The sequence below is a fragment of the Variovorax sp. Varisp46 genome (assembly GCF_059491885.1).
In genome coordinates, this window is record NZ_CP168515.1 from 807,017 (window position 1) to 826,368 (window position 19,352).

General features: G+C 66.9%; 17 protein-coding genes. 8 read left to right on the forward strand and 9 right to left on the reverse strand.

Translation table 11 applies throughout. The features are described 5' to 3' along the window. Nucleotides 1-180 precede the first annotated feature (180 nt). The 4 genes from xseB (at nt 181) to ACEN9N_RS03740 (ending at nt 4,432) form a co-directional block, all read left to right on the forward strand. Nucleotides 181-447: an exodeoxyribonuclease VII small subunit gene (gene xseB / locus ACEN9N_RS03725; RefSeq protein ID WP_007829283.1), complete on the forward strand. Its 267-nt coding sequence runs from the start codon at nt 181-183 to the stop codon at nt 445-447. Continuing rightward, nucleotides 444-1,364 (forward strand): polyprenyl synthetase family protein, encoded by a 921-nt coding sequence (locus ACEN9N_RS03730; RefSeq protein WP_007829284.1) that lies wholly within the window; start codon nt 444-446, stop codon nt 1,362-1,364. The genes xseB and ACEN9N_RS03730 overlap by 4 nt, the downstream gene beginning before the upstream one ends. Nucleotides 1,365-1,385: 21 nt before the next feature. Beyond that, complete coding sequence (dxs, locus tag ACEN9N_RS03735) at nt 1,386-3,242, forward strand: 1-deoxy-D-xylulose-5-phosphate synthase (RefSeq protein ID WP_007829285.1); 1,857 nt, start codon at nt 1,386-1,388, stop codon at nt 3,240-3,242. 110 nt (nt 3,243-3,352) lie between these two features. After that, complete coding sequence (locus ACEN9N_RS03740; RefSeq protein ID WP_413313388.1) at nt 3,353-4,432, forward strand: TRAP transporter substrate-binding protein; 1,080 nt, start codon at nt 3,353-3,355, stop codon at nt 4,430-4,432. An 89-nt stretch (nt 4,433-4,521) separates the two neighbouring features. On the opposite strand, the gene ACEN9N_RS03745 is transcribed toward ACEN9N_RS03740, so the two are convergent. The 6 genes from ACEN9N_RS03745 to ACEN9N_RS03770 form a co-directional block, all read right to left on the reverse strand. After that, a complete protein-coding gene (locus ACEN9N_RS03745; protein WP_495655377.1) occupies nt 4,522-5,526 on the reverse strand; it encodes a Bug family tripartite tricarboxylate transporter substrate binding protein in 1,005 nt (334 codons plus the stop codon). Between the two features lie 59 nt (nt 5,527-5,585). After that, on the reverse strand, nt 5,586-6,998 hold the full coding sequence (locus ACEN9N_RS03750) for an amidase family protein (protein WP_495655378.1): 1,413 nt from the start codon (nt 6,996-6,998) through the stop codon (nt 5,586-5,588). Between the two features lie 118 nt (nt 6,999-7,116). Beyond that, nucleotides 7,117-7,857, reverse strand: coding sequence for a FadR/GntR family transcriptional regulator (locus tag ACEN9N_RS03755; protein WP_495655379.1), 741 nt, complete (start codon nt 7,855-7,857; stop codon nt 7,117-7,119). A 256-nt stretch (nt 7,858-8,113) separates the two neighbouring features. Next, nucleotides 8,114-8,644 carry a hypothetical protein gene (locus ACEN9N_RS03760; protein WP_495655380.1) on the reverse strand — a complete coding sequence of 177 codons (531 nt, stop codon included), beginning with the start codon at nt 8,642-8,644 and terminating at the stop codon, nt 8,114-8,116. After that, on the reverse strand, nt 8,641-10,164 hold the full coding sequence (locus ACEN9N_RS03765) for a TRAP transporter large permease (protein ID WP_495655381.1): 1,524 nt from the start codon (nt 10,162-10,164) through the stop codon (nt 8,641-8,643). Before ACEN9N_RS03765 ends, ACEN9N_RS03760 begins: the two co-directional genes overlap by 4 nt. A gap of 58 nt (nt 10,165-10,222) precedes the next feature. Next, complete coding sequence (locus ACEN9N_RS03770) at nt 10,223-10,762, reverse strand: TRAP transporter small permease subunit (RefSeq protein WP_007829308.1); 540 nt, start codon at nt 10,760-10,762, stop codon at nt 10,223-10,225. A gap of 176 nt (nt 10,763-10,938) precedes the next feature. Between ACEN9N_RS03770 and ACEN9N_RS03775 the strand changes: the two genes are divergently transcribed. Continuing rightward, the gene (locus tag ACEN9N_RS03775) at nt 10,939-12,240 is read left to right on the forward strand and encodes an SUMF1/EgtB/PvdO family nonheme iron enzyme (RefSeq protein WP_081502614.1); all 1,302 of its coding nucleotides are present in this window, start codon (nt 10,939-10,941) and stop codon (nt 12,238-12,240) included. A 10-nt stretch (nt 12,241-12,250) separates the two neighbouring features. Here ACEN9N_RS03775 and ACEN9N_RS03780 read toward each other — a convergent pair whose 3' ends face one another. Next, nucleotides 12,251-13,690 (reverse strand): MFS transporter, encoded by a 1,440-nt coding sequence (locus tag ACEN9N_RS03780; RefSeq protein WP_495655382.1) that lies wholly within the window; start codon nt 13,688-13,690, stop codon nt 12,251-12,253. 54 nt (nt 13,691-13,744) lie between these two features. After that, the gene (gene aptA / locus ACEN9N_RS03785) at nt 13,745-15,100 is read right to left on the reverse strand and encodes an omega-aminotransferase AptA (RefSeq protein WP_413313375.1); all 1,356 of its coding nucleotides are present in this window, start codon (nt 15,098-15,100) and stop codon (nt 13,745-13,747) included. Nucleotides 15,101-15,206: 106 nt separating this feature from the next. Here aptA and ACEN9N_RS03790 point away from each other — a divergent pair, with 106 nt between their 5' ends. Beyond that, nucleotides 15,207-16,163, forward strand: a complete 957-nt coding sequence (locus ACEN9N_RS03790; protein WP_413313373.1) for a LysR family transcriptional regulator — start codon at nt 15,207-15,209, stop codon at nt 16,161-16,163. Between the two features lie 122 nt (nt 16,164-16,285). Here the strand turns inward: ACEN9N_RS03790 and ACEN9N_RS03795 are convergent, their stop codons facing one another. Beyond that, nucleotides 16,286-17,050 carry a FadR/GntR family transcriptional regulator gene (locus tag ACEN9N_RS03795; RefSeq protein WP_413313371.1) on the reverse strand — a complete coding sequence of 255 codons (765 nt, stop codon included), beginning with the start codon at nt 17,048-17,050 and terminating at the stop codon, nt 16,286-16,288. Nucleotides 17,051-17,259: 209 nt separating this feature from the next. On the opposite strand from ACEN9N_RS03795, the gene ACEN9N_RS03800 reads away from it, so the two are divergent. Together ACEN9N_RS03800 and ACEN9N_RS03805 are read left to right on the forward strand one after the other, a co-directional pair. Beyond that, nucleotides 17,260-18,465 (forward strand): ABC transporter substrate-binding protein, encoded by a 1,206-nt coding sequence (locus ACEN9N_RS03800; RefSeq protein ID WP_007829314.1) that lies wholly within the window; start codon nt 17,260-17,262, stop codon nt 18,463-18,465. A gap of 22 nt (nt 18,466-18,487) precedes the next feature. Beyond that, nucleotides 18,488-19,348 carry a branched-chain amino acid ABC transporter permease gene (locus ACEN9N_RS03805; protein WP_007829315.1) on the forward strand — a complete coding sequence of 287 codons (861 nt, stop codon included), beginning with the start codon at nt 18,488-18,490 and terminating at the stop codon, nt 19,346-19,348. Nucleotides 19,349-19,352 lie beyond the last annotated feature (4 nt).

The window sequence follows — 19,352 nt, forward strand, 5'->3', positions numbered from 1 at the left end:
CCAACGAGAGAAGTTCGCATTGTACCCGGGGGGCATTTTTTGTCCCCCGGCTCTTCACCCGGCTTGGCCGCGTGCAATCGGGCACCGCTCGAGGGTGGGCGCGGCTCGTCTGGAGGGACGGCCGCACGGTTGTTCTGCTCCCAGTCCTAAAATGCCCGGTTTCACCCACGTTTCGCTTGCATGCCCAAGGTGCCTCCCCCTTCCTCGTCCAGCCCGGCGGCAACGCCCGATACCGGCCCGCTGCCTGCCAGTTACGAAGCCGGACTCCAGGAACTGGAGCAACTGGTGGCGGAACTCGAATCGGGCCAGCTGCCCCTCGACCAGCTGCTCGTGAGCTACCAGCGAGGTGCGGCGCTGCTCGCTTTCTGCCGCGACAAGCTGCAGGCGGTCGAAGACCAGATCAAGGTGCTCGATTCGGGCAGCCTCAAGGTCTGGACGCCTGAATGAGCGCCGCCGCGCTGAATTCCAGCCATTGGGACGCCCGCACGCTCGCCGGCTGGAGCGACCCCCATCTGGCGAACGTCGAGGCGGCCTTGTCGCGCTGGGTCGGCGTCGATGCGCCCGTACTGCTGGGCGATGCCATGCGCTACGCCGTACTCGATGGCGGCAAGCGCCTGCGGCCCTTGCTGGTGCTCGCGGCCAGCGAGGCCGTCGGCGGCAACCAGGCCGCCGCCCTGCGCGCGGCCTGCGCCACCGAGCTGATCCACGCCTATTCGCTGGTGCACGACGACTTGCCGTGCATGGACAACGACGTGCTGCGCCGCGGCAAGCCCACCGTGCACGTGAAATTCGGCGAGGCCGACGCCCTGCTGGCCGGCGATGCGCTGCAGGCCCTGGCCTTCGAACTGCTCACGCCCGACGGCGACGAGATTCCCGCTGCCACCCAGGCCCAGCTGTGCCGACTGCTTGCCCGGGCCGCGGGCAGCCAGGGCATGGCTGGCGGCCAGGCCATCGACCTGGCCAGCGTCGGCATTGCGTTGAATGAAGCACAGCTGCGCGAAATGCACCGCCTGAAGACCGGCGCGCTGCTGCAGGGCAGCGTCGAGATGGGCGCTGCCTGCGGCTCCCTCGCCGGCTCGGCACTGGCCGCGCTGCGCGACTATGGCGCGGCCATCGGCCTGGCGTTCCAGGTGGTCGACGACATCCTCGACGTCACGGCCGACTCGCACACCCTGGGCAAGACCGCCGGCAAGGATGCCGCTGCCGACAAGCCCACCTACGTGTCCCTTCTGGGCCTCGACGGCGCGCGCGCCCAGGCCCGCCAGCTGTTGGCCGACGCGCTGGCCGCGCTGGCCCGCAGCGGCCTGCCCGACACCGCAGCGCTGCGCGCTTTGGCCCACATGGTGGTCGATCGCGATCGCTGAGAGAAAAGTACAAACCTTCCCATGGCTCCGCTGCTTCCCACACTCCACGACCCCTCGCCGATCCGCAAATACGACCGGGCCCAGCTGCGCCAACTGTCCGACGAGGTGCGCGCCTGCGTGCTCGACAACGTCTCGCGCACCGGCGGCCACCTGAGCTCCAACCTCGGCACGGTCGAACTCACCGTCGCGCTGCACCACGTGTTCAACACGCCGCACGACCGGCTGGTGTGGGACGTGGGCCACCAGACCTACCCGCACAAGATCCTCACGGGCCGGCGTGAGCGCATGCCTACGCTCAGGCAGATCGGCGGCATCTCGGGCTTTCCTCAGCGCACCGAGAGCGAGTACGACACCTTCGGCACCGCTCATTCGTCGACCAGCATCTCCGCCGCGCTCGGCATGGCCATGGCCGCCAAGCAGAAGGGCGAAGACCGCCATGCCGTGGCCATCATCGGCGACGGCGCGCTCACGGCCGGCATGGCCTTCGAGGCGCTGAACAACGCGGGCGTGTGCGACTGCAAGCTGCTCGTCATCCTGAACGACAACGACATGTCGATCAGCCCGCCCGTGGGCGCGCTCAACCGCTACCTCGCGCAGCTGATGAGCGGCAACTTCTACGCCGCGGCCAAGAGCGTCGGCAAGAGCGTGCTGCGCAACGCGCCGCCGCTGTTCGAGCTGGCCAAGCGGCTGGAGCAGCATGCCAAGGGCATGGTCGTGCCGGCCACGCTGTTCGAGCAGTTCGGCTTCAACTACGTGGGCCCGATCGACGGCCACGACCTCGACTCGCTGGTGCCCACGCTCGAGAACCTCAAGCACCTCGAGGGCCCGCAGTTCCTGCACGTGGTCACGAAGAAGGGGCAGGGCTACAAGCTCGCGGAGGCCGATCCTGTCGCCTACCACGGCCCCGGCAAGTTCGATCCGCAGGTGGGGCTGGTCAAGTCCGCTGCGGTGGTGAAGCAGACATTCACCCAGGTGTTCGGCCAGTGGCTGTGCGACACCGCCGCCGCCGATGGCCGGCTGGTGGGCATCACGCCCGCGATGCGCGAAGGCTCGGGACTCGTGGAGTTCGAGAAGCGCTTTCCCGACCGCTACTACGACGTCGGCATCGCCGAACAGCACGCCGTGACTTTCGCGGCCGGCCTGGCCTGCGAGGGGCTCAAGCCTGTGGTCGCGATCTACTCGACCTTCCTGCAGCGCGCGTACGACCAGCTGATCCACGACGTGGCGATCCAGAACCTGCCGGTGGTGTTCGCGCTCGACCGCGCGGGCCTCGTGGGCGCGGACGGCGCCACGCACGCGGGCGCGTACGACATTCCGTTCCTGCGCTGCATTCCGAACATGAGCATTGCCTGCCCGGCCGACGAGCGCGAATGCCGCCAGCTGCTGACCAGCGCCTACGAGCAGAACCATCCGGTGGCCGTGCGCTATCCGCGCGGAGCGGGCGCCGGCGCTGCGCCGCATCTCACGCTCGAGGCCTTGCCCTTCGGCAAGGGCGAGATCCGCCGCGAAGGCAGGCGCATCGCCATCCTCGCGTTCGGCACGCTGCTGTATCCCGCGCTTGCTGCGGCCGAGCCGCTCGACGCCACGGTGGTCAACATGCGCTGGGCCAAGCCGCTCGATGTCGAACTGCTGCTGAAGGTCGCGGGCACGCACGACGCCATCGTCACGCTGGAAGAGGGCGCCACCATGGGCGGCGCGGGCAGTGCGGTGCTCGAGGCGCTGCAGGCTGCCAACATCCAGAAACCGGTGCTGCAGCTCGGCTTGCCCGACCGCTTCATCGAACACGGCGATCCGGCGAAGCTGCTGGCGAGCATCGGGCTCGACGCGCCCGGCATCGAAGCCTCGATCCGCGAGCGCTTCATTTCGGGCGCAGGGTAAACCCCCGCCGAGCCCTGTAAGCGCGTTTTTACAATCAAGAAGACTTACACAGTCCCCGACGCGGCCACAAGCCGCGTTTTGTTTTATTCCAAGAACTCGGAGAGCTATCAATGGATCGTCGTTCCCTCATCAAAAACGCCGGCATCGCGGGCGTTCTGGCCGCCGGCATCGCACCCGCGGTTCACGCGCAGGCCACCGTTCGCTGGCGCCTGGCGTCGAGTTTTCCCAAGTCGCTGGACACCATCTTCGGCACCGCCGAAGTGTTCGCGAAGAGCGTCAGCGACATGACGGGCGGCAAGTTCCAGATTTCCGTGCACGCGGGTGGCGAGCTGATGCCCGCGTTCGGCGTGGTCGACGGCGTGCAGAACGCCTCGGTCGAAATGGCCCACACGGCCCCGTACTACTTCTACGGCAAGGACCCGACCTTCTGCCTCGGCTGCGCCGTGCCTTTCGGTATGAATACCCGCCAGCAGAACGCATGGATGTACGAAGGCAACGGCCTGAAGCTGATGCGTGCGTTCTACGCCAAGTACAACATCATCAACCTGCCGGGCGGCAACACGGGCGCGCAGATGGGCGGCTGGTTCCGCAAGGAAATCAAGTCGGTTGCCGACCTGAAGGGCCTGAAGTTCCGCACCAACCCGTTCGCAGGCAAGGTGCTCGAGCCCTTCGGCGTGATCCCGCAATCGATCCCTGGTGCCGACCTGTACCCGGCGCTCGAAAAGGGCACGCTGGACGGCCTCGAATGGGTCGGCCCGTACGACGATCAGAAGCTGGGCTTTAACAAGATCGCCCCGTTCTACTACTACCCCGGCTGGTGGGAAGGCGGCCCCGAGCTCGACTTCTACATCAACACCAAGGCATGGGAAGGCCTGTCGGCCGACTACAAGGCGGTCGTCGAGGCTGCTGCCGCGCATGCCAACATCACGATGACGGCCAAGTACGACGCCAAGAACCCTATCGCGCTGAAGCAGCTCGTAGGCTCGGGCACCAAGCTGCGCCCGTTCTCGCAGGACGTGATGAACGCCGCCTTCAAGTCGGCCCAGCAGATCTACTCGGACCTGAACAACAGCAACCCCGAGTGGAAGAAGATCTACAGCGACTGGTCGAAATTCCTGGCTGACCAGAACGCCTGGTTCCGCTACACGGAAGGCACGTTCGACCGCTTCATGCAGCAGCAGAAGCTGTAAGCGCGCCTTCGCATTCGCATGCAAAAAAGCCCCGCCGGGTTCGGCGGGGTTTTTTTTTCGTCTGCGCTTCTCGAAGCGCGTGGCCTTGTTCAGTCGCCCTTGTAGCCCGAAGCCTTGATGATCGGCAGCCAGCGCGCGGCCAATGCGTCGGTGTAGCGGACGACCTCTTCGGTGGAGCCACCGGGCAGCAGGTCGTAGCCCACGCGGCCCAGCTTGTCGCGCACGTCGGGCATGGCCAGTACCTTGCGCACGGCCTGGTTCCATTGGGCGATGGTGGCGGGCGCCATGTTGGCGTGGGCGTAGAGCACGTAGCGCGACGAGGCCACCAACGTCGGGTACCCAGCTTCGGCGAAGGTGGGCACATCGGGCAGGCTGTCGGCGCGCTTGTCGCCGGCAACGGCCAGCACGCGAAGCTTTCCGGCGCGGTGGTATTCGGTGAGCGTGGTCGTGGCGTCCATGCCCGAGCTCACCTGGCCGCCGAGAAGCTCAGTGACCATCGGTGCACCGCCGCGGTAAGGCACCAGCGTGGAGCCCGAGCGCGACACGGCCACGAAGTCCATGGCCAGGAAGTGCAGCAGCGAACCCACCGTGGTGATGCCGATCGAGCCGTGGTCCGGGTTTGCCTTGGCGGTCTGGACGAACTGGGCTAGTGTCTTGATCGGCGACGCCGCGCTGACAGCAATGCCGAACTGAACGCCGGTCACGTCGGTGATCGGTTTGAAATCGGTGGCCGGATTGAAGCGCATGTTGGCGTAGATCGCCGGGCCGATGAACATCGGGTCCACTGGCGCGAGCAGCACGGTGGCCCCGTCGGCCGGCGCGTTCTTCAACACCTCGGCCGCCAGGCGGGTGCCGGCCCCGGGGCGGTTGTCGATCATGACGGTGCGGCCGAGTTCGTCCTTCAGTTTTTCCGCCAGCAGGCGGCCCATGAAGTCGGCCGGGCCGCCGGCCGGGAACGGCACGATGATGCGATTGACGGTTTGCGCCTGCACCGCCGCCGGCAGCATGCAGCCCAGGCCCATGCCGATGGCGGCACCTGCCAGCAGGGTGCGACGCGAAAGCGGGGCCGCGGAAGCGGGGTTGTGTTGACTCATGGGAAAGCTCCTGATGGAAGTGAGGGAGAGCGGGGACGAGGGACGAGGATGGAAAGGAATCAGCGAGTGGTGAAGGGCAAAAACTGCGCGGCGCTTTCAAGCACCTGGCCTGCTTCGAGCAGCAGGTCCTCGCGAAAGCGCCAGGCCAGCAGTTGCACGCCGATGGGCACGCCACCCGCCATGCCTGTGGGCACCGAGAGGCCGGGCATGCCCAGCGCGGCGGTCGCCAGCAGCGGGCTCTGGGCATCGATCAGCGCACGTGCCTGTTCCAGCGTGCCGGCGTCTTCGTCTTGCGGGCAGGGGCGCTGCCATGACACCGGCATCAGCACCAGCGGATGCGATTGCAGAAAGACCGACCAGCTGCGAACCAAGGTCTGGCGCCGCGCCAGCGCATCGAGAAAGCCGTCGCGATCGGTCTCGGGCATGCCGGCCAACAGATGCCGCTGGCTTCGCTGCATGGTTTCGTCGCCGTGCTGCTCGACGCCCGCGATGATGTTGCGGCGGCTGTCATCGACCGTCAGCGTGCGCCACAGGGCGGCCGCCTCGTTGAAGAAAGGCAGTTCGGCTTCGACCACCTCGTAGCCGGCTTGCTGCAGCCAGCGCGCGGCATCGTTCAATGCCGCGGTGACGGCCGGGTCGACGGGAATGCCGGGCGAACGCCTGAACAGCGCCACCCGGATCGGGCCCGCGGGCCGGGGCAGCTCGTGCGGCACCGGCACCCAGTTGGGGTCGCGCGCGTCGCCTCGTGCCATTGCCTCGTAGCCCAGGCGCAGGTCGGCCAGGTTGCGCGCCAGCGGTCCTTGCACCGACATGAGTTGCGGCGTGATGCCCCGCTCGGCCGTCGCACTCGGGTTGTAGGCGGGCACACGGCCGACCGTGGGACGCAGCCCGAGCACGCCGCAGGCATAGGCCGGGTAGCGAATGGAGCCGCCGATGTCGTTGCCGTGCGCCAGTGCGCCCATGCCGCTGGCCACCGCGGACGCCGCGCCGCCGCTGGAGCCTCCCGGAGTGATGGCTGCATCCCACGGGTTCAGCGTGCGCCCGTGCAAGCCGTTGTCGGTGAACCAGCGCGACGAGTAGGTGGCCGTGTTGCTGCGCCCGACGATGATGGCGCCGGCCTTGCGCCAGTGCGCCACCACCGGCGAATCTTCGCGGGCGATGTGGTCGCGCAGCGGTATCACGCCGTTGGTCGTCGCGTGGCCGGCCTGGTCTGCATTGATCTTGATGCTGACCGGCACGCCGTGCAGCGGGCCCAGCTCATCGCCGCGGTGCGTGCGCTGGTCGGCGGCATCGGCGGCGGCCAATGCTTCCTCGGCCAGCACTTCCGCCAAGGCATTGGTCTGCGGGTTGAGTTGCGCGATGCGTGCCAGCACGCTGGCCGTGACCTCGCGGCAGGACACGTCGCGCCGGCGCACGGCGGCGGCAATGTCGACGGCGCCCAGCTGCCAGAGCGCTTGTTGCGGATTCATCATGTGTGTTCAGGCTCCAGAAAATTCAGGCAAAGGAAACCCCGCACCCCGGCGCGACCGGGATGAAAAAAGAAGGGGAGTGATGTGGCTGCGGCCGCGGTGGTCCGCGCCGCCGTCGAGGTCAGCCGCTCGTGCTGTTGCTCATCAGCAGGCTGCCCCGGTCGACGCGGGACTCGGCTTCAAGGGCCAGTGCTTCGGCGTGCTCCATGTGTACCCGCATGATTTCGCGCGCGCGCTCGGGATCGCGGGCGCGCAGCGCGTCCAGCAGATCGGTGTGGCTGTGCATGATTTCTTCGTCGAAACGATCGAACTCCGGCAGCGCGTGGCGCACGATGATCACCCGCCGGATGACGTCGTTGAGCAGGCGGCAGACCAGCCCCAGGAAGGGGCTGCTGCAGGCGTCGATCAACCGGTCATGGAACAGCAGGTCGGCCTCGCGGCGCTCGTTCCAGTCTTCGCTGCCTCCGTGCGCCGGATGGCTGTGGCCGATCAGCGCCTCGAGCTCGGCCAGGTCTGCTTCGTCCAGGCGAGTGGCCACGTTGGCGGCCAGTTCGGGCTCGACCACGCGGCGCAGCGCATACAGCGTGGTGATGTCGACGGGCTGGAAGTACAGGAAGTTGGACACCGCTTCCAGACACTGGTCGTACGTGGTCTGCGTGAGCGTGGCGCCGCCGTTGGGCCCAGTGCTGATGGCCACCAGCCCCTGCACCTGCAGCGCGGCCAGCGCCTCGCGCACCGTGCCGCGCGAGACGCCCATCTGCTCGATCAGTTCTTTTTCTTGCGGCAGCTTGCCGCCGACCTGCTGCTGGGTCTGGACGATCCAGCGCTTAATACCGTTGACGACCTGGTCGGAGCGTTTCACGCGCTTGTCGCGTGTCAGAGGGGGTTTGGGCTTAGGTGGCATGGTGGGTGGAGATTTATGATCATAAATATCACAAATCCATCAAATCCTGTCAACCGGGTTCGCCCGCACGCGCCGTCGGGAATGCGTGCGGCGGTGTTGAAGGGAGCGGGTCGGCGCGTCGGGCCGACGGTGCAGACAGATGCAAACGAGCCGCCATGGCTGGAGCAACTGCTCCAGCCATGGCGGCTCGTTTCAGGGGGTTAGGGGGCCGGGCTCAGGGCGCGCCGGCTTCCGCCGGAGGCGGCGTGGATGGAGCAGCCGGCACGGCCCGCTTCGCCACGCGTTCGCCGAATGCGATCAGCACCTGCGGGTCGCAGGCATGGAACCACGTGATGCCGCCGTAGCGCCGGCGCACCAGCAGGCGCGGCGCGATCACCCGTTCGAGCATGCGGATGTGCACCAGCTTGAGCTGCGCCACATCTTGCGCGCTCACGCGCTTGTCCCAGAGCCAGGTCTGGATGAGCACGTCGTCTTCGAGGCGGGTGCGGCTGTAGACGATCCAGTAGCCGACCCACACCACGCACAGCACCGCGATGCCGAACACCACCAGGGCGCTGGTGGACCAGGTGGTGGTGCGCAGCGAAGGCAGGCTCCACAGCGCGAAGGCGAAGATGTCCACCACGAGCACCACTGCCAATGTGCGCAGCAGCGGCGGGAAGGCGGCGCTCTCCAGCGGGGTGGTGCGGAGGGCGTCGCCGTCGTTGTCTTGTTGTTCTTGCGGAGTGCCGTGGTGCTGTTCGCTCACGGCTTGGTCGGCTCGCTCGAAGCGGCCGGCTGGTCCTTCTTCTCGTTGCCGAACGGGTCTTCCATGTTCACGCCGTTGTTGTTGTCGGGCGAGTTGGCCTGCTCGTCCACCGGCATGTCGAGGTTGACCTTGTCGATGTCGACGACCTTTTCCTTCTCGAGGAACACGGTGACCGTCTGCGGGAAGAAGATCACGATGGCCACCAGCAGCAGCTGCATCAGCACCCACGGCACGGCGCCGAGATAGATGTCGCGCGAGTCCACCTTCTTGGGCAGCGCCCCGTTCTTGAACAGCGTGTCCGCGATGCCCCGCAAGTAGAAGAGCGCGAAGCCGAACGGCGGGTGCATGAACGAGGTCTGCATGTTCACGCACAGCAGCACGCCGAACCACACCATGTCGATGCCCAGCTTGTGGGCCACGGGGCCCAGCAGCGGCAGGATGATGAATGCGATCTCGAAGAAGTCGAGGAAGAACGCGAGGAAGAAGACGAAGAAGTTCACCGCGATCAGGAAGCCCACCTGGCCACCCGGCAGGCCCGACAGCATGTGCTCGATCCACTTGGCGCCGTCGACGCCCTGGAACACCAGCGAGAACACGCGCGAGCCGATCAGGATGAACACCACCATCGCCGTGAGGCGCATGGTGCCTTCCATCGCGCCCTTCAGCAGTTCCCAGTTCAGGCGGCGATGGATCAGCGCGAGGATGAGCGAGCCCACCGCGCCCATCGCACCGGCCTCGGTCGGCGTGGCGATGGCCTTGTCCATGAACGGCAGGCCGCCCATCGAACCGAGCACCGCGAAGATCAGGATGGCCGAGGGAATGATGCCGCGCAGGCACTTGCCCCACAGCGCCCAGCCGTTCAGTGTGCGCGCGCTGGTTGGCAGGCCCGGCACGAAGTGCGGGCGGATGCGGCCGACCATGAAGGTGTAGATCGCGAAGATCAGAACCTGCAGGATCGACGGACCCCAGGCGCCCTTGTACATCTGGCCCACGTCGGTGCCGAGTTGGTCGGCCATGACGATCAGCACCAGCGAGGGCGGCACCAGCTGCGTGATGGTGCCCGAGGCGGCGAGCACGCCGGTCGAGTAGCGCATGTCGTAGCCGTAGCGCATCATGATCGGCAGCGAGATCATCGCCATGGCGATCACCTGGCCGGCCACCGTGCCGGTGATGGCGCCGAGGATGAAGCCCACGATGATCACCGAGTAGCCGAGGCCGCCGCGCACGGGGCCGAAGAGCTGGCCCATCGAGTCGAGCATGTCCTCGGCCAATCCGCATTTCTCCAGTACCGCTCCCATCAGGGTGAAGAACGGGATCGCGAGCAGCGTTTCGTTCGCCAGGATGCCGAAGACGTTCAGCGGCAGGTTGGCCATGAAGCCGGCCGGAAACCAGCCCATCTCGATGGCGAAGAAGCCGCAGATCAGGCCGAGGGCCGAGAGCGAGAACGCGACCGGGAAGCCGATCAGCATGATCACCACGAGCCCCGCGAACATGATCGGGGCGAAATTTTCCATGTGCATTTCTACTTGTCCTGCGGTGCGGGAGAGGGCGAGGCCGGAAGGGGGCGCAGGGCGCTCGTCACTGCACCGGCTTCTCGTAGTGCGTGTCCATCGTGATCAGGCCGCGCAGGTAGGCAATGCGCTTGATGATTTCCGCAATGCCCTGCAGGAACATCGCGGCGAAGCCCACGGGCATCAGCAGCGCGGCGGGCCAGCGGACCAGGCCGCCGATGTTGCCCGACATCTCGCCCGTGATCCACATGTTCCAGAAGAAGGGCCAGGTGAGGTAGGTGAACAGGCCCATCACCGGCAGCAGGAAGAAGATGAGGCCGAACAGGTCGACATACACCGGGCCGTGGCCCTTGAGCTTGCCGTAGATGATGTCCACGCGCACATGCTCGTTGAAGCGCAGCACGACAGGTGCCCCGAGCATCACGGTGGCTGCGAAAAGGTACCACTGGATTTCGAGCCAGGAGTTCTTGCTGAAGTCCAGGCCGTAGCGGATGAGCGCATTGCCGGCTGAAATCAGCGAGGCCGCCAGAACGGCGTAGCCGGCGATCTTGCCGAGCTTTTCGCTGACCCAGTCCATGCCGGTCGCGAATTTGAGGAATGCAGACAAGGGGGTGTCTCCCGCGAAGCCCAAAGGTGAAACGCCTGCCCCTGGTGGGGGCCGCGCAAAGCCCGAGATGTTACCTCGGTGAACCTTTGTATTGCCTTGACGCGGGGGGCGGGGTTTACCCGGAATACGGGTCTCGGCCGGGACGTGGGGGGACGCCCCGGTCGCCATAATCGCCCATGTCTTCGCGCCTTCCGCCTTCGACGCCTTCGGGCGCCATGGGCCTGCCCCATTCGATCGATTCTCCTGACATGTGCCGCGCCGGCCGGGAGCTGTTGTCCCTGGCGCTGATCGATGCGCGCAACCACACGCTGCACCTGCTGTCGCTGTACGAGCAGGTGCTGGGCGCCGAGGCGCTTGCCGCGCCGCCGATGCTCGAGGAAGAGGGCGTGCTGCCGCCGGTCTGGCTGGCCGGCCACATCGGCTGGTTCGCCGAATGGTGGATCGGGCGCAACACCCAGCGCGCTTTCGGGGCCGACTGTCCGGTGCGGCCCACGCGCCTTGCGGCCATCGACCCTGGTGCCGACGGCTGGTGGAATCCCGCGCAGAGTGCGCCGCAGCGGCGCTGGACGCCCGACCTGCCGGACCTCGCGCAGACCAAGGCCTACCTGCTCGAAACGCTGGAGAGCACTCTCGAGCTGCTCGACAACGCGGCCGAGACCGATGCCGGCCTGTATTTCTATCGCCTCGCGCTGTTCCACGAAGACCTGCGCGGCGAGCAGTTCGTGGTGATGGCGCAGACGCTGGGGCTGCCGCTGGGCTTCGAGCAGGCGCCCATCGCCGTCACGCGCGAGCCGCTGCTGCTGCCGGCCACGCGCTGGGAGCTGGGCATGCCCGAGAGCGGCTTCGCCTTCGCGCAGGAGCGAGGAGCGTATCGCGTCGACGTGCCCGAGTTCGAGATCGACGCACAGCCCGTCACCTGGAACCAGTACATCGAATTCGTCGATGACGGCGGCTACGACCGCGAGGAGCTGTGGCACGGCGAAGGCTGGCGCTGGCTTGCCGCGCAGGTCGAGGGCCGACGCGGGCCTCGCCACGTCGAACAGATCGGCGGAGCACGCAGCGGCACCGGCGGTTCGGTGCTGCAGCAGCGCTTCGGCGCGACGGTGCGCGCGGCCGGCCACCACAGCGCGGTGCACCTGAGCTGGTGGGAGGCCGATGCCTGGGCACGCTGGGCCGGACGTCGCATCGCGACCGAGGTCGAATGGGAGATCGCGGCGCACACGGCCGCGCGGCGCGGCTTCCGTTGGGCCGACGTGCATGAATGGACGGCGGGCACCCTGCAGCCGTGGCCGGGCTACCGGCCCGACCCATGGAGCGCGGGAGGCGAATTCGATCCCGCGGCAGCCTTCGGCCGCGCGCGCGTGCTGCGCGGGGCTTCGTTCGCGACGCGTGCGCGCCTGCGTTCGCCGCGCCGCCGCGGCTTTGCGCTGCCTCATCGCGACGACGGCTTCTTCGGCTTTCGCACCTGCGCGCTGTAGAGACTGATGGTCAGCGCTCGCCGCCGGCTTCGGACGACAGCGGCGGTGCCACCTCCTCCAGCGGCTTGCGCTCTGCGTCGACCGCATGGCGCAGGGCCAGCAGCCCCGCGACGATGACCAGCGCCGCCCCGATGCCGTAGCCCACCATCACCGCACCCCGGCTGCCGGTCTCGATCAGCAGGCCGAACAGCAGCGGCGCAGCGAAGCCGCCCGCGCCCATGCCGACCGCATAGAAGATCGCGATGGCGATGGCCCGCATCTCGAGCGGAAACACCTCGCTCACCGTGAGGTACGCCGAGCTCGCCGCCGCCGAAGCCAGGAAGAACACCGCCGACCAGCACATCGCCTGGCTGCGCGCATCGAGCCAGCCCATCATGAAAGCCCAGCCCGTGAGCGCGAGGCCGACGCCCGCGAGCACATAGGTCAGCGCGATCATCCGTCGCCGTCCCACGCTGTCGAACAGCGGCCCCAGCAGCAGCGGCCCGAGCACGTTGCCCAGCGCGAACGGAAAGATGTAGAGCGCCACGTCACCTTCGGGCACGCCATAGAAGCGCGTGAGCACCAGCGCATAGGTGAAGAAGATCGCGTTGTAGAAGAAGGCCTGCGAGATCATCAGCGCCAATGCGACCACGCTGCGCTGCGGGTAGCGCCTGAGCAGTACGCGCGCCACTTCCCGCATCGGCGGGCTGTTGGGGCGCGCGGCCGTGTAGTTCACATGGCCTTGCGACGCGGGCAGCGGTCCGTGCTGCGCCTCGACCTCGGCCTCGATTCGCTCGACGATGCGCCTGGCTTCATCGGCCCGCCCGTGCGCAACGAGCCAGCGCGGGCTCTCTGGAACGTGGCGCCGCACCAGCAGGATCGCCACAGCCAGCACCGCGCCCAGCGCGAAGCCTGCGCGCCAGCCCCACACCGGGCCGATCACGCGCGCGTCGAGCAGCACGAGGCTCAGCGCCGCGCCCAGCGCCGCGCCGATCCAGAAGCTGCCGTTGATCGCGAGGTTGACGCGCCCGCGCACGCGCGCCGGAATCAGCTCGTCGATGGCCGAATTGATGGCCGCGTATTCGCCGCCGATGCCAAGCCCCGTGACGAAGCGGCACAGCGCGAAGAAGGCGAAGTCGGGAGAGAACGCGGTGGCCAGCGTGCCAATGGTGTAGACCACCAGCGTGACGAGAAACAGCTTCTTGCGTCCGAGCCGGTCGGTGAGCCGCCCGAAGAGCAGGGCGCCGAGCACCGCACCTGCCACGTACACCGAGCCCGAGAGGCCGATCTCGCCGGCCGTGAGCCCGAGCGTGTCGGGCCGCTCCAGCACCGCGCCGATGGAGCCCACGAGCGTGACTTCGAGCCCGTCGAGCACCCAGGCCACGCCCAGTGCGATCACCACGCGCCAATGCCAGCGCGACCACGGCAGGTGGTCGAGGCGGGCAGGGATGTCGCTGCGCAATGCCGTCATTGCGCCGATTATTGGAAGGCGGCCGGCGCGCCGCCTGTAGGACCCGGCCTCCGATCAGGCCGTCTCGGCCAGCGCGTCGGCCAGTGCGTTGACCATTCGATCGATCTCCGCCTTCTCCGCAATGAAAGGTGGCGCGAGCTGGATCGTGTCGCCGCCGTAGCGCACGTAGAAGCCCTTTTTCCAGCAGTTCATCGCGATCTCGTACGGACGGCGCGCGGGTTCGCCCGGCAGCGCGGCGATGGTGATGCCCGCGGCGAGGCCGTAGTTGCGGATGTCGGCGACGTGCTTGCTGCCCTTGAGGCTGTGCACCGCGTTCTCGAAGTGCGGCGCCAGCGCCTGCACGCGGCCGATCATGTCTTCCTTCTGCAGCACGTCGAGTGCGGCGATGCCCGCGGCGCAGGCCACCGGGTGTGCGCCGTAGGTGTAGCCGTGCGGGAACTCGAGCATGTAGTCGGGGCCGCCGGCGGCCATGAAGGTGTCGTAGATCTCTTTGTTGGCGACCACCGCGCCCATCGGCTGTGCGCCGTTGGTGACCTGCTTGGCGATGTTCATGATGTCGGGCGTCACGCCGAAGGCTTCGGCGCCCGTGAGCGCGCCGCAGCGGCCGAAGCCGGTGATGACCTCGTCGAAGATCAGCAGGATGTTGTTCGCGGTGCAGATGTCGCGCAGGCGCTTCAGGTAGCCCTTGGGCGGAATCACCACGCCGGCCGAGCCCGCGAAGGGTTCGACGATCACTGCCGCGATGTTCGAGGCGTCGTGCAGCGCGATCAGGTCGAGCAGGCGGTCGGCCAGCTCGGCGCCGTTCTCGGCCATGCCGCGCGTGAAGGCGTTCGATGCGAGCTGCGTGTGCGGCAGGTGGTCGGCCTCGACGCCCTGGCCGAACAGCTTGCGGTTGGCTGCGATGCCGCCGACCGAGATGCCGCCGAAGTTGACGCCGTGGTAGCCCTTCTCGCGGCCGATCAGGCGCGTCTTGCTTGCCTGGCCCTTGGTGCGCCAGTAGGCACGCGCCATCTTCAGCGAGGTGTCGGCGGCTTCGGAGCCCGAGCCGGTGAAGAACACGTAGTCGAGGCCGGCGGGCGTGAGCTCCTTGATCTTGTTGGCCAGCTCGAACGAGAGCGGGTGGCCGAACTGGAAGGCGGGCGAGTAGTCGAGCTTCGCGATCTGGCGGCTCACCGCTTCGGTGATCTCGGGGCGGCCGTGGCCGAGGCCCGAGCACCACAGGCCCGAGAGGCCGTCGAAGATCTTGCGGCCGTCGGCGTCGGTGAAGTAGGCGCCCTTGGCCTCCACGATGATCCGCGGATCGGCCTTGAAGTTGCGGTTGCCGGTGTAGGGCATCCAGTGCGCGTCGAGCCAGGCGGCGTCGGTGCGCAGGGCGGGCGTCGGTTCGATGGCGGGCGTGGCGAGGGTCATGGCGCTTCCCGCACGGGGCGGGCTCCGGGGGTGATGGGATGTGCCGATTGTTCGCAGAGCCTTCAGTGTGGAGAATGGCGCAATATCAATGTTCACTTGACAGTTCATGCAAGTAAAAGAGAAGGCCCAGAACAGTGCCCGGAGCACCCGCAGCCGCGCCGTTCTGGGGCAGCTCAGCGACATGGACCTGCGGCTGCTCAAGGTGTTCAAGAGCGTGGTCGATTGCGGCGGCATGGCCGCGGCCGAACTGGAGCTGAACATCGGCACCTCCACCGTGAGCCGCCATGTGAAAGACCTGGAAACGCGGCTCGGCCTGGTGCTGTGCCGGCGCGGCCGGGCGGGCTTCGCGCTCACGGCCGAGGGGCAGCGCGTGTACGACGAGACGCTGCGGCTACTGGCCTCGGTCGATGCCTTCCGCGGAAGCATCGACGACATCCACAACCGCATGGGCGGACAACTGGACGTGGCCTTGTTCGACAAGACCGCGACCAACCCGAAGGCGCGCATCGGCGAGGCAATCGCGCGCTTCACCGAGATCGCGCCGGAGGTGAGCCTGGCGGTGCATGTGGGTTCGATCAACGCGATCGAGCAGGGCGTGCTGGAGGGCAACTTCCAGATCGGCATCATCCCGGCGCACCGGACTTCGAAGAGCCTCGTGTATGCGGACCTGTTCGACGAGACGATGCTGCTTTACTGCGGCAGGGGCCATCCGCTGTTCGACAGCCCGCATGCCAAGCTCACCTGGTCGAAGCTTGGCGCGCATCATTTCGCGGGGCTGGGCTACCACTCGCCCAACATGGAGCTGAGCCACCGCGCCAAGCTGTCGCGCAAGGCCACCGGCTTCGACCAGGAGGCGATCGCGACGCTGATCCTCTCGGGGCGCTTCCTCGGCTTCCTGCCCGACCACTATGCGCAGGCGTTCGAGCAGCGCGGGCTCATGAAGGCGGTGCTGCCGGCGCGCTTCAATTACGCGTGCCGGTTCGTGAGCCTGCTGCGGCGGTCGCCGAAACCGTCACGGGCGGTATTGGCGTTTCAGGCGTGTCTGGAAAAGGCCCATGCCTGAAGCGGCGCGGGATCGTTCAGAGCACTGGTTGATAGGCCGGCACAAGCTAAAGGAGGAGGCCAAAGGCCGGGGGACATTCGCGGAGGGGAGTACCGGCGGCCTGTGCACGCGCCCTGAAAAATTTAACGCTGCCCGCTCGGCAGCAACAGATGCTTCGCCCCGATGTGCGCCTCCATCTCGTGCATGTGCTGTTCGGCATCGACCATGTGTTCGGTCATCAGGCGCCGCACTTCGTCGGCATCTTCGCGCCGGTAGGCGGCCAGCAGTTGCGTGTGGTAGTCGACGTTCGTCTCGCCGAAGTGGTGATGGTCCAGCGCCTTCTTATAGACCACGAGGTCGCGCAGCAGGTCGTTCAGGAAGCGGCACATGAAGGACAGCACCGGATTGGGGCAGGCCTCGGCCAGCATGGTGTGAAAGGCCAGTTCGGCTTCGCGCTGCGTGCGCAATTCGTCCTCGTTGGCGGGCTCGATGGTGCAAAGGCGCACGTTTTCTTCGAGCCGTTCGAACTGCGAGGGCGTCAGCTTGCCGATTACGCTCACCGCCAGCTCGGGCTCCAGCACCTTGCGCAGCTGGTAGATGTGATGCCCGTCGAGGTGATGGAAGTGCAGGAAGTTGCGCAGCGGCTCCGAGGCATGCTCGACCGACACCTGCTGCAGGTACGCGCCGCCGCCGGGGCCGGTGCGGATGGCGATGAGCCCGCGCACCTCCAGCGCCTTCAGTGCCTCGCGCACCGTGCTCTTCGAATAGCCGAAGAGCTCGATCAATTCCTTCTCGTTCGGTAGCCGGTCGCCGGGCTGCTTGCGCTCCGCCACGATCCAGCGCTTGACGTCCTCGACGATGACGTCCGAGAGCTTCTGCCGCTTGGGACGGTTCTCTCCCACTCTCATTGAAACGCTCCATGCCCATCGGGAGATGCGCGGGATGCGCAACAGCGCGCGATCTTAAACGGCGTGATGCAGAGGGGTGGTCTGGTTTTGGGCACAGGGCTTGCTAGCGGGTTTTTACCAGCATATTAATCCTATTTATCCGCTTAAATTTGCCGGCGCCTGCTCTCCCTCGCTTCTTTTCTCCTCTTCACTACGACCGGAGTTCCTCCATGCAACGCAGACAACTTCTTCAACTCGCCGCCCTCTCGGCCGCTCCCGCCTCGCTCCTGGCCGGTCGCGCCGCCTTCGCCCAATCGGCCGATGCGATCCGCTTCGGCTGCCCGGTGCCCATGTCGGGCGCGTTCGCTGCCAATGGCAAGTTCGCCGACCTGGGCATGAAGCTGGCCATCGAGCAATACGGCAGCGTGCTGAAGCGTCCGCTGGCCTACACGGTGCTCGACACCGAAGGCAAGCCGGCGACCGCTGTGCGCAAGGTGCAGGAAGCCTCGCAGCAGCAGGGCGCGAAGTTCTTCGCGGGCGGCATCCTGTCGTCCGAAGCGCTGGCCATGGGCAAGGAGGCCGAGAAGGCCGGCGGCCTGTTCATCACCACCGCGGGCGCCGACGAGATCACCGGCAAGGACTGCAACCCCGCCACCTTCCGCTGGTCGGTGCCCACCTTCGGCGCCATCGAGCAGACGGTGCGCCCGCTGATCGCGTCGATGCCCAAGGCCAAGCGCTGGTACACCATCACGCCGCAGTACGTGTTCGGCGAGGGCCTGCTGGGCGCGGCCAAGAACATCTTCCAGGAGAAGGGCATCGAGCACGTGGGCAACAGCTACCACTCGCTCAACGAGAAGGAGTTCAGCGGCTACCTCACCAACGCGATGGCGGCCAAGCCCGACGTGCTGCTGCTGCTGAACTTCGGTGCGCAGTCGTCGGCCGCGCTGCGACAGGCAGTGAGCTTCGGCATGCACAAGAACATGACGATCCTCATCGCCTGGGCCTCGGGGCTCGAGCAGTTCGACGAGCTGGGCGCCGACCTGTGCGACGGCGTGTACTTCGGTGCGCAGTACTGGCACACGGCCGACACCGCGCTCAACAAGGACCTCGTGAAGCGCACGGCCGACAAGCTCAAGATCGTGCCCAACTACAGCCTGGCGGGCTCGTACATCTGCACCAAGATCCTGATCGACGGCATCGTGAAGGCGGGCTCTGTGGACCAGAAGGCCGTCATCGCCGCGCTCGAAGGCATGAAGTTCGATGGCCTCACGGGCACGGAAGAAATCCGCAAGGCCGACCATCAGGTCGTCAAGGACTACTACCTGCTCAAGGGCAAGGCCAAGTCGAAGATGAAGGATGCAGCGGACTATGTCGACGTGGTGAGTTCCGGCAAGTCGTTCCTCCCGATCGACAAGAGCGGCTGCAAGCTGGCCTGACGCAACGCAAGCCAACGAGCCCATGACCGTCTACCTGCTCCAGACCATCAACGGAATCGGCATCGGCATGCTGTATTTCCTGCTGGCCGTTGGCTTGTCCATCGTGTTCGGCCTGCTTCGCTTCGTGAACTTTGCACACGGCGCTTTCTATCTGCTCGGAGCCTACCTGTGCTACCAGGCCATGCAGTGGGGCCTGGATTTCTGGGTCGCGCTGGTTGTGGTGCCGCTCGCCGTGGGCGCGCTGGGCTGGCTGGCCGAGAAGCTGCTGCTGCGCCGCGTGTACGCCAAGGCGCACGAGTTCCACATCCTTGTGACGGTGGGCCTGGCGCTCGCGGTGCAGGAGATCGTGATCGTGTTCTGGGGCCCGCTGGGCAACAGCGTGGCCACGCCCGACCTGCTGCAGGGCGTGGTCATGTGGGGCGCCTTCGTCTATCCCAAGTACCGGCTGTTCGTGATCGGCTTCACCGCTGTGCTCGCGGTGCTGCTGTGGTGGGTGCTCGAAGGCACGCGCCTGGGCAGCGCGGTGCGCGCGGGCAGCGAATCGACCGAGATGGTGTCGCTGCTCGGCATCAACGTGTTCCGGGTGTTCAGCCTTGTGTTCGCGCTGGGTGCGGCCACGGCGGCGCTGGCTGGCGTGCTGGCCGCGCCGATCCGCGGGGCCGAGCCCTTCATGGGCGTCGAGGCGCTGAGCGTCGCCTTCGTGGTGGTGGTGATCGGCGGGCTCGGCAGCTTCGGCGGCGCGCTCGTGGGCGGGCTGCTCATCGGCATCGTGCAAAGCCTCATGAGCACCATCTGGCCGCCGGGGGCGAGCCTGATGATCTACATCGCGATGGCGGCCGTGCTGCTGCTGCGCCCGCATGGCCTGCTCGGCCGAAAAGGATGAACGC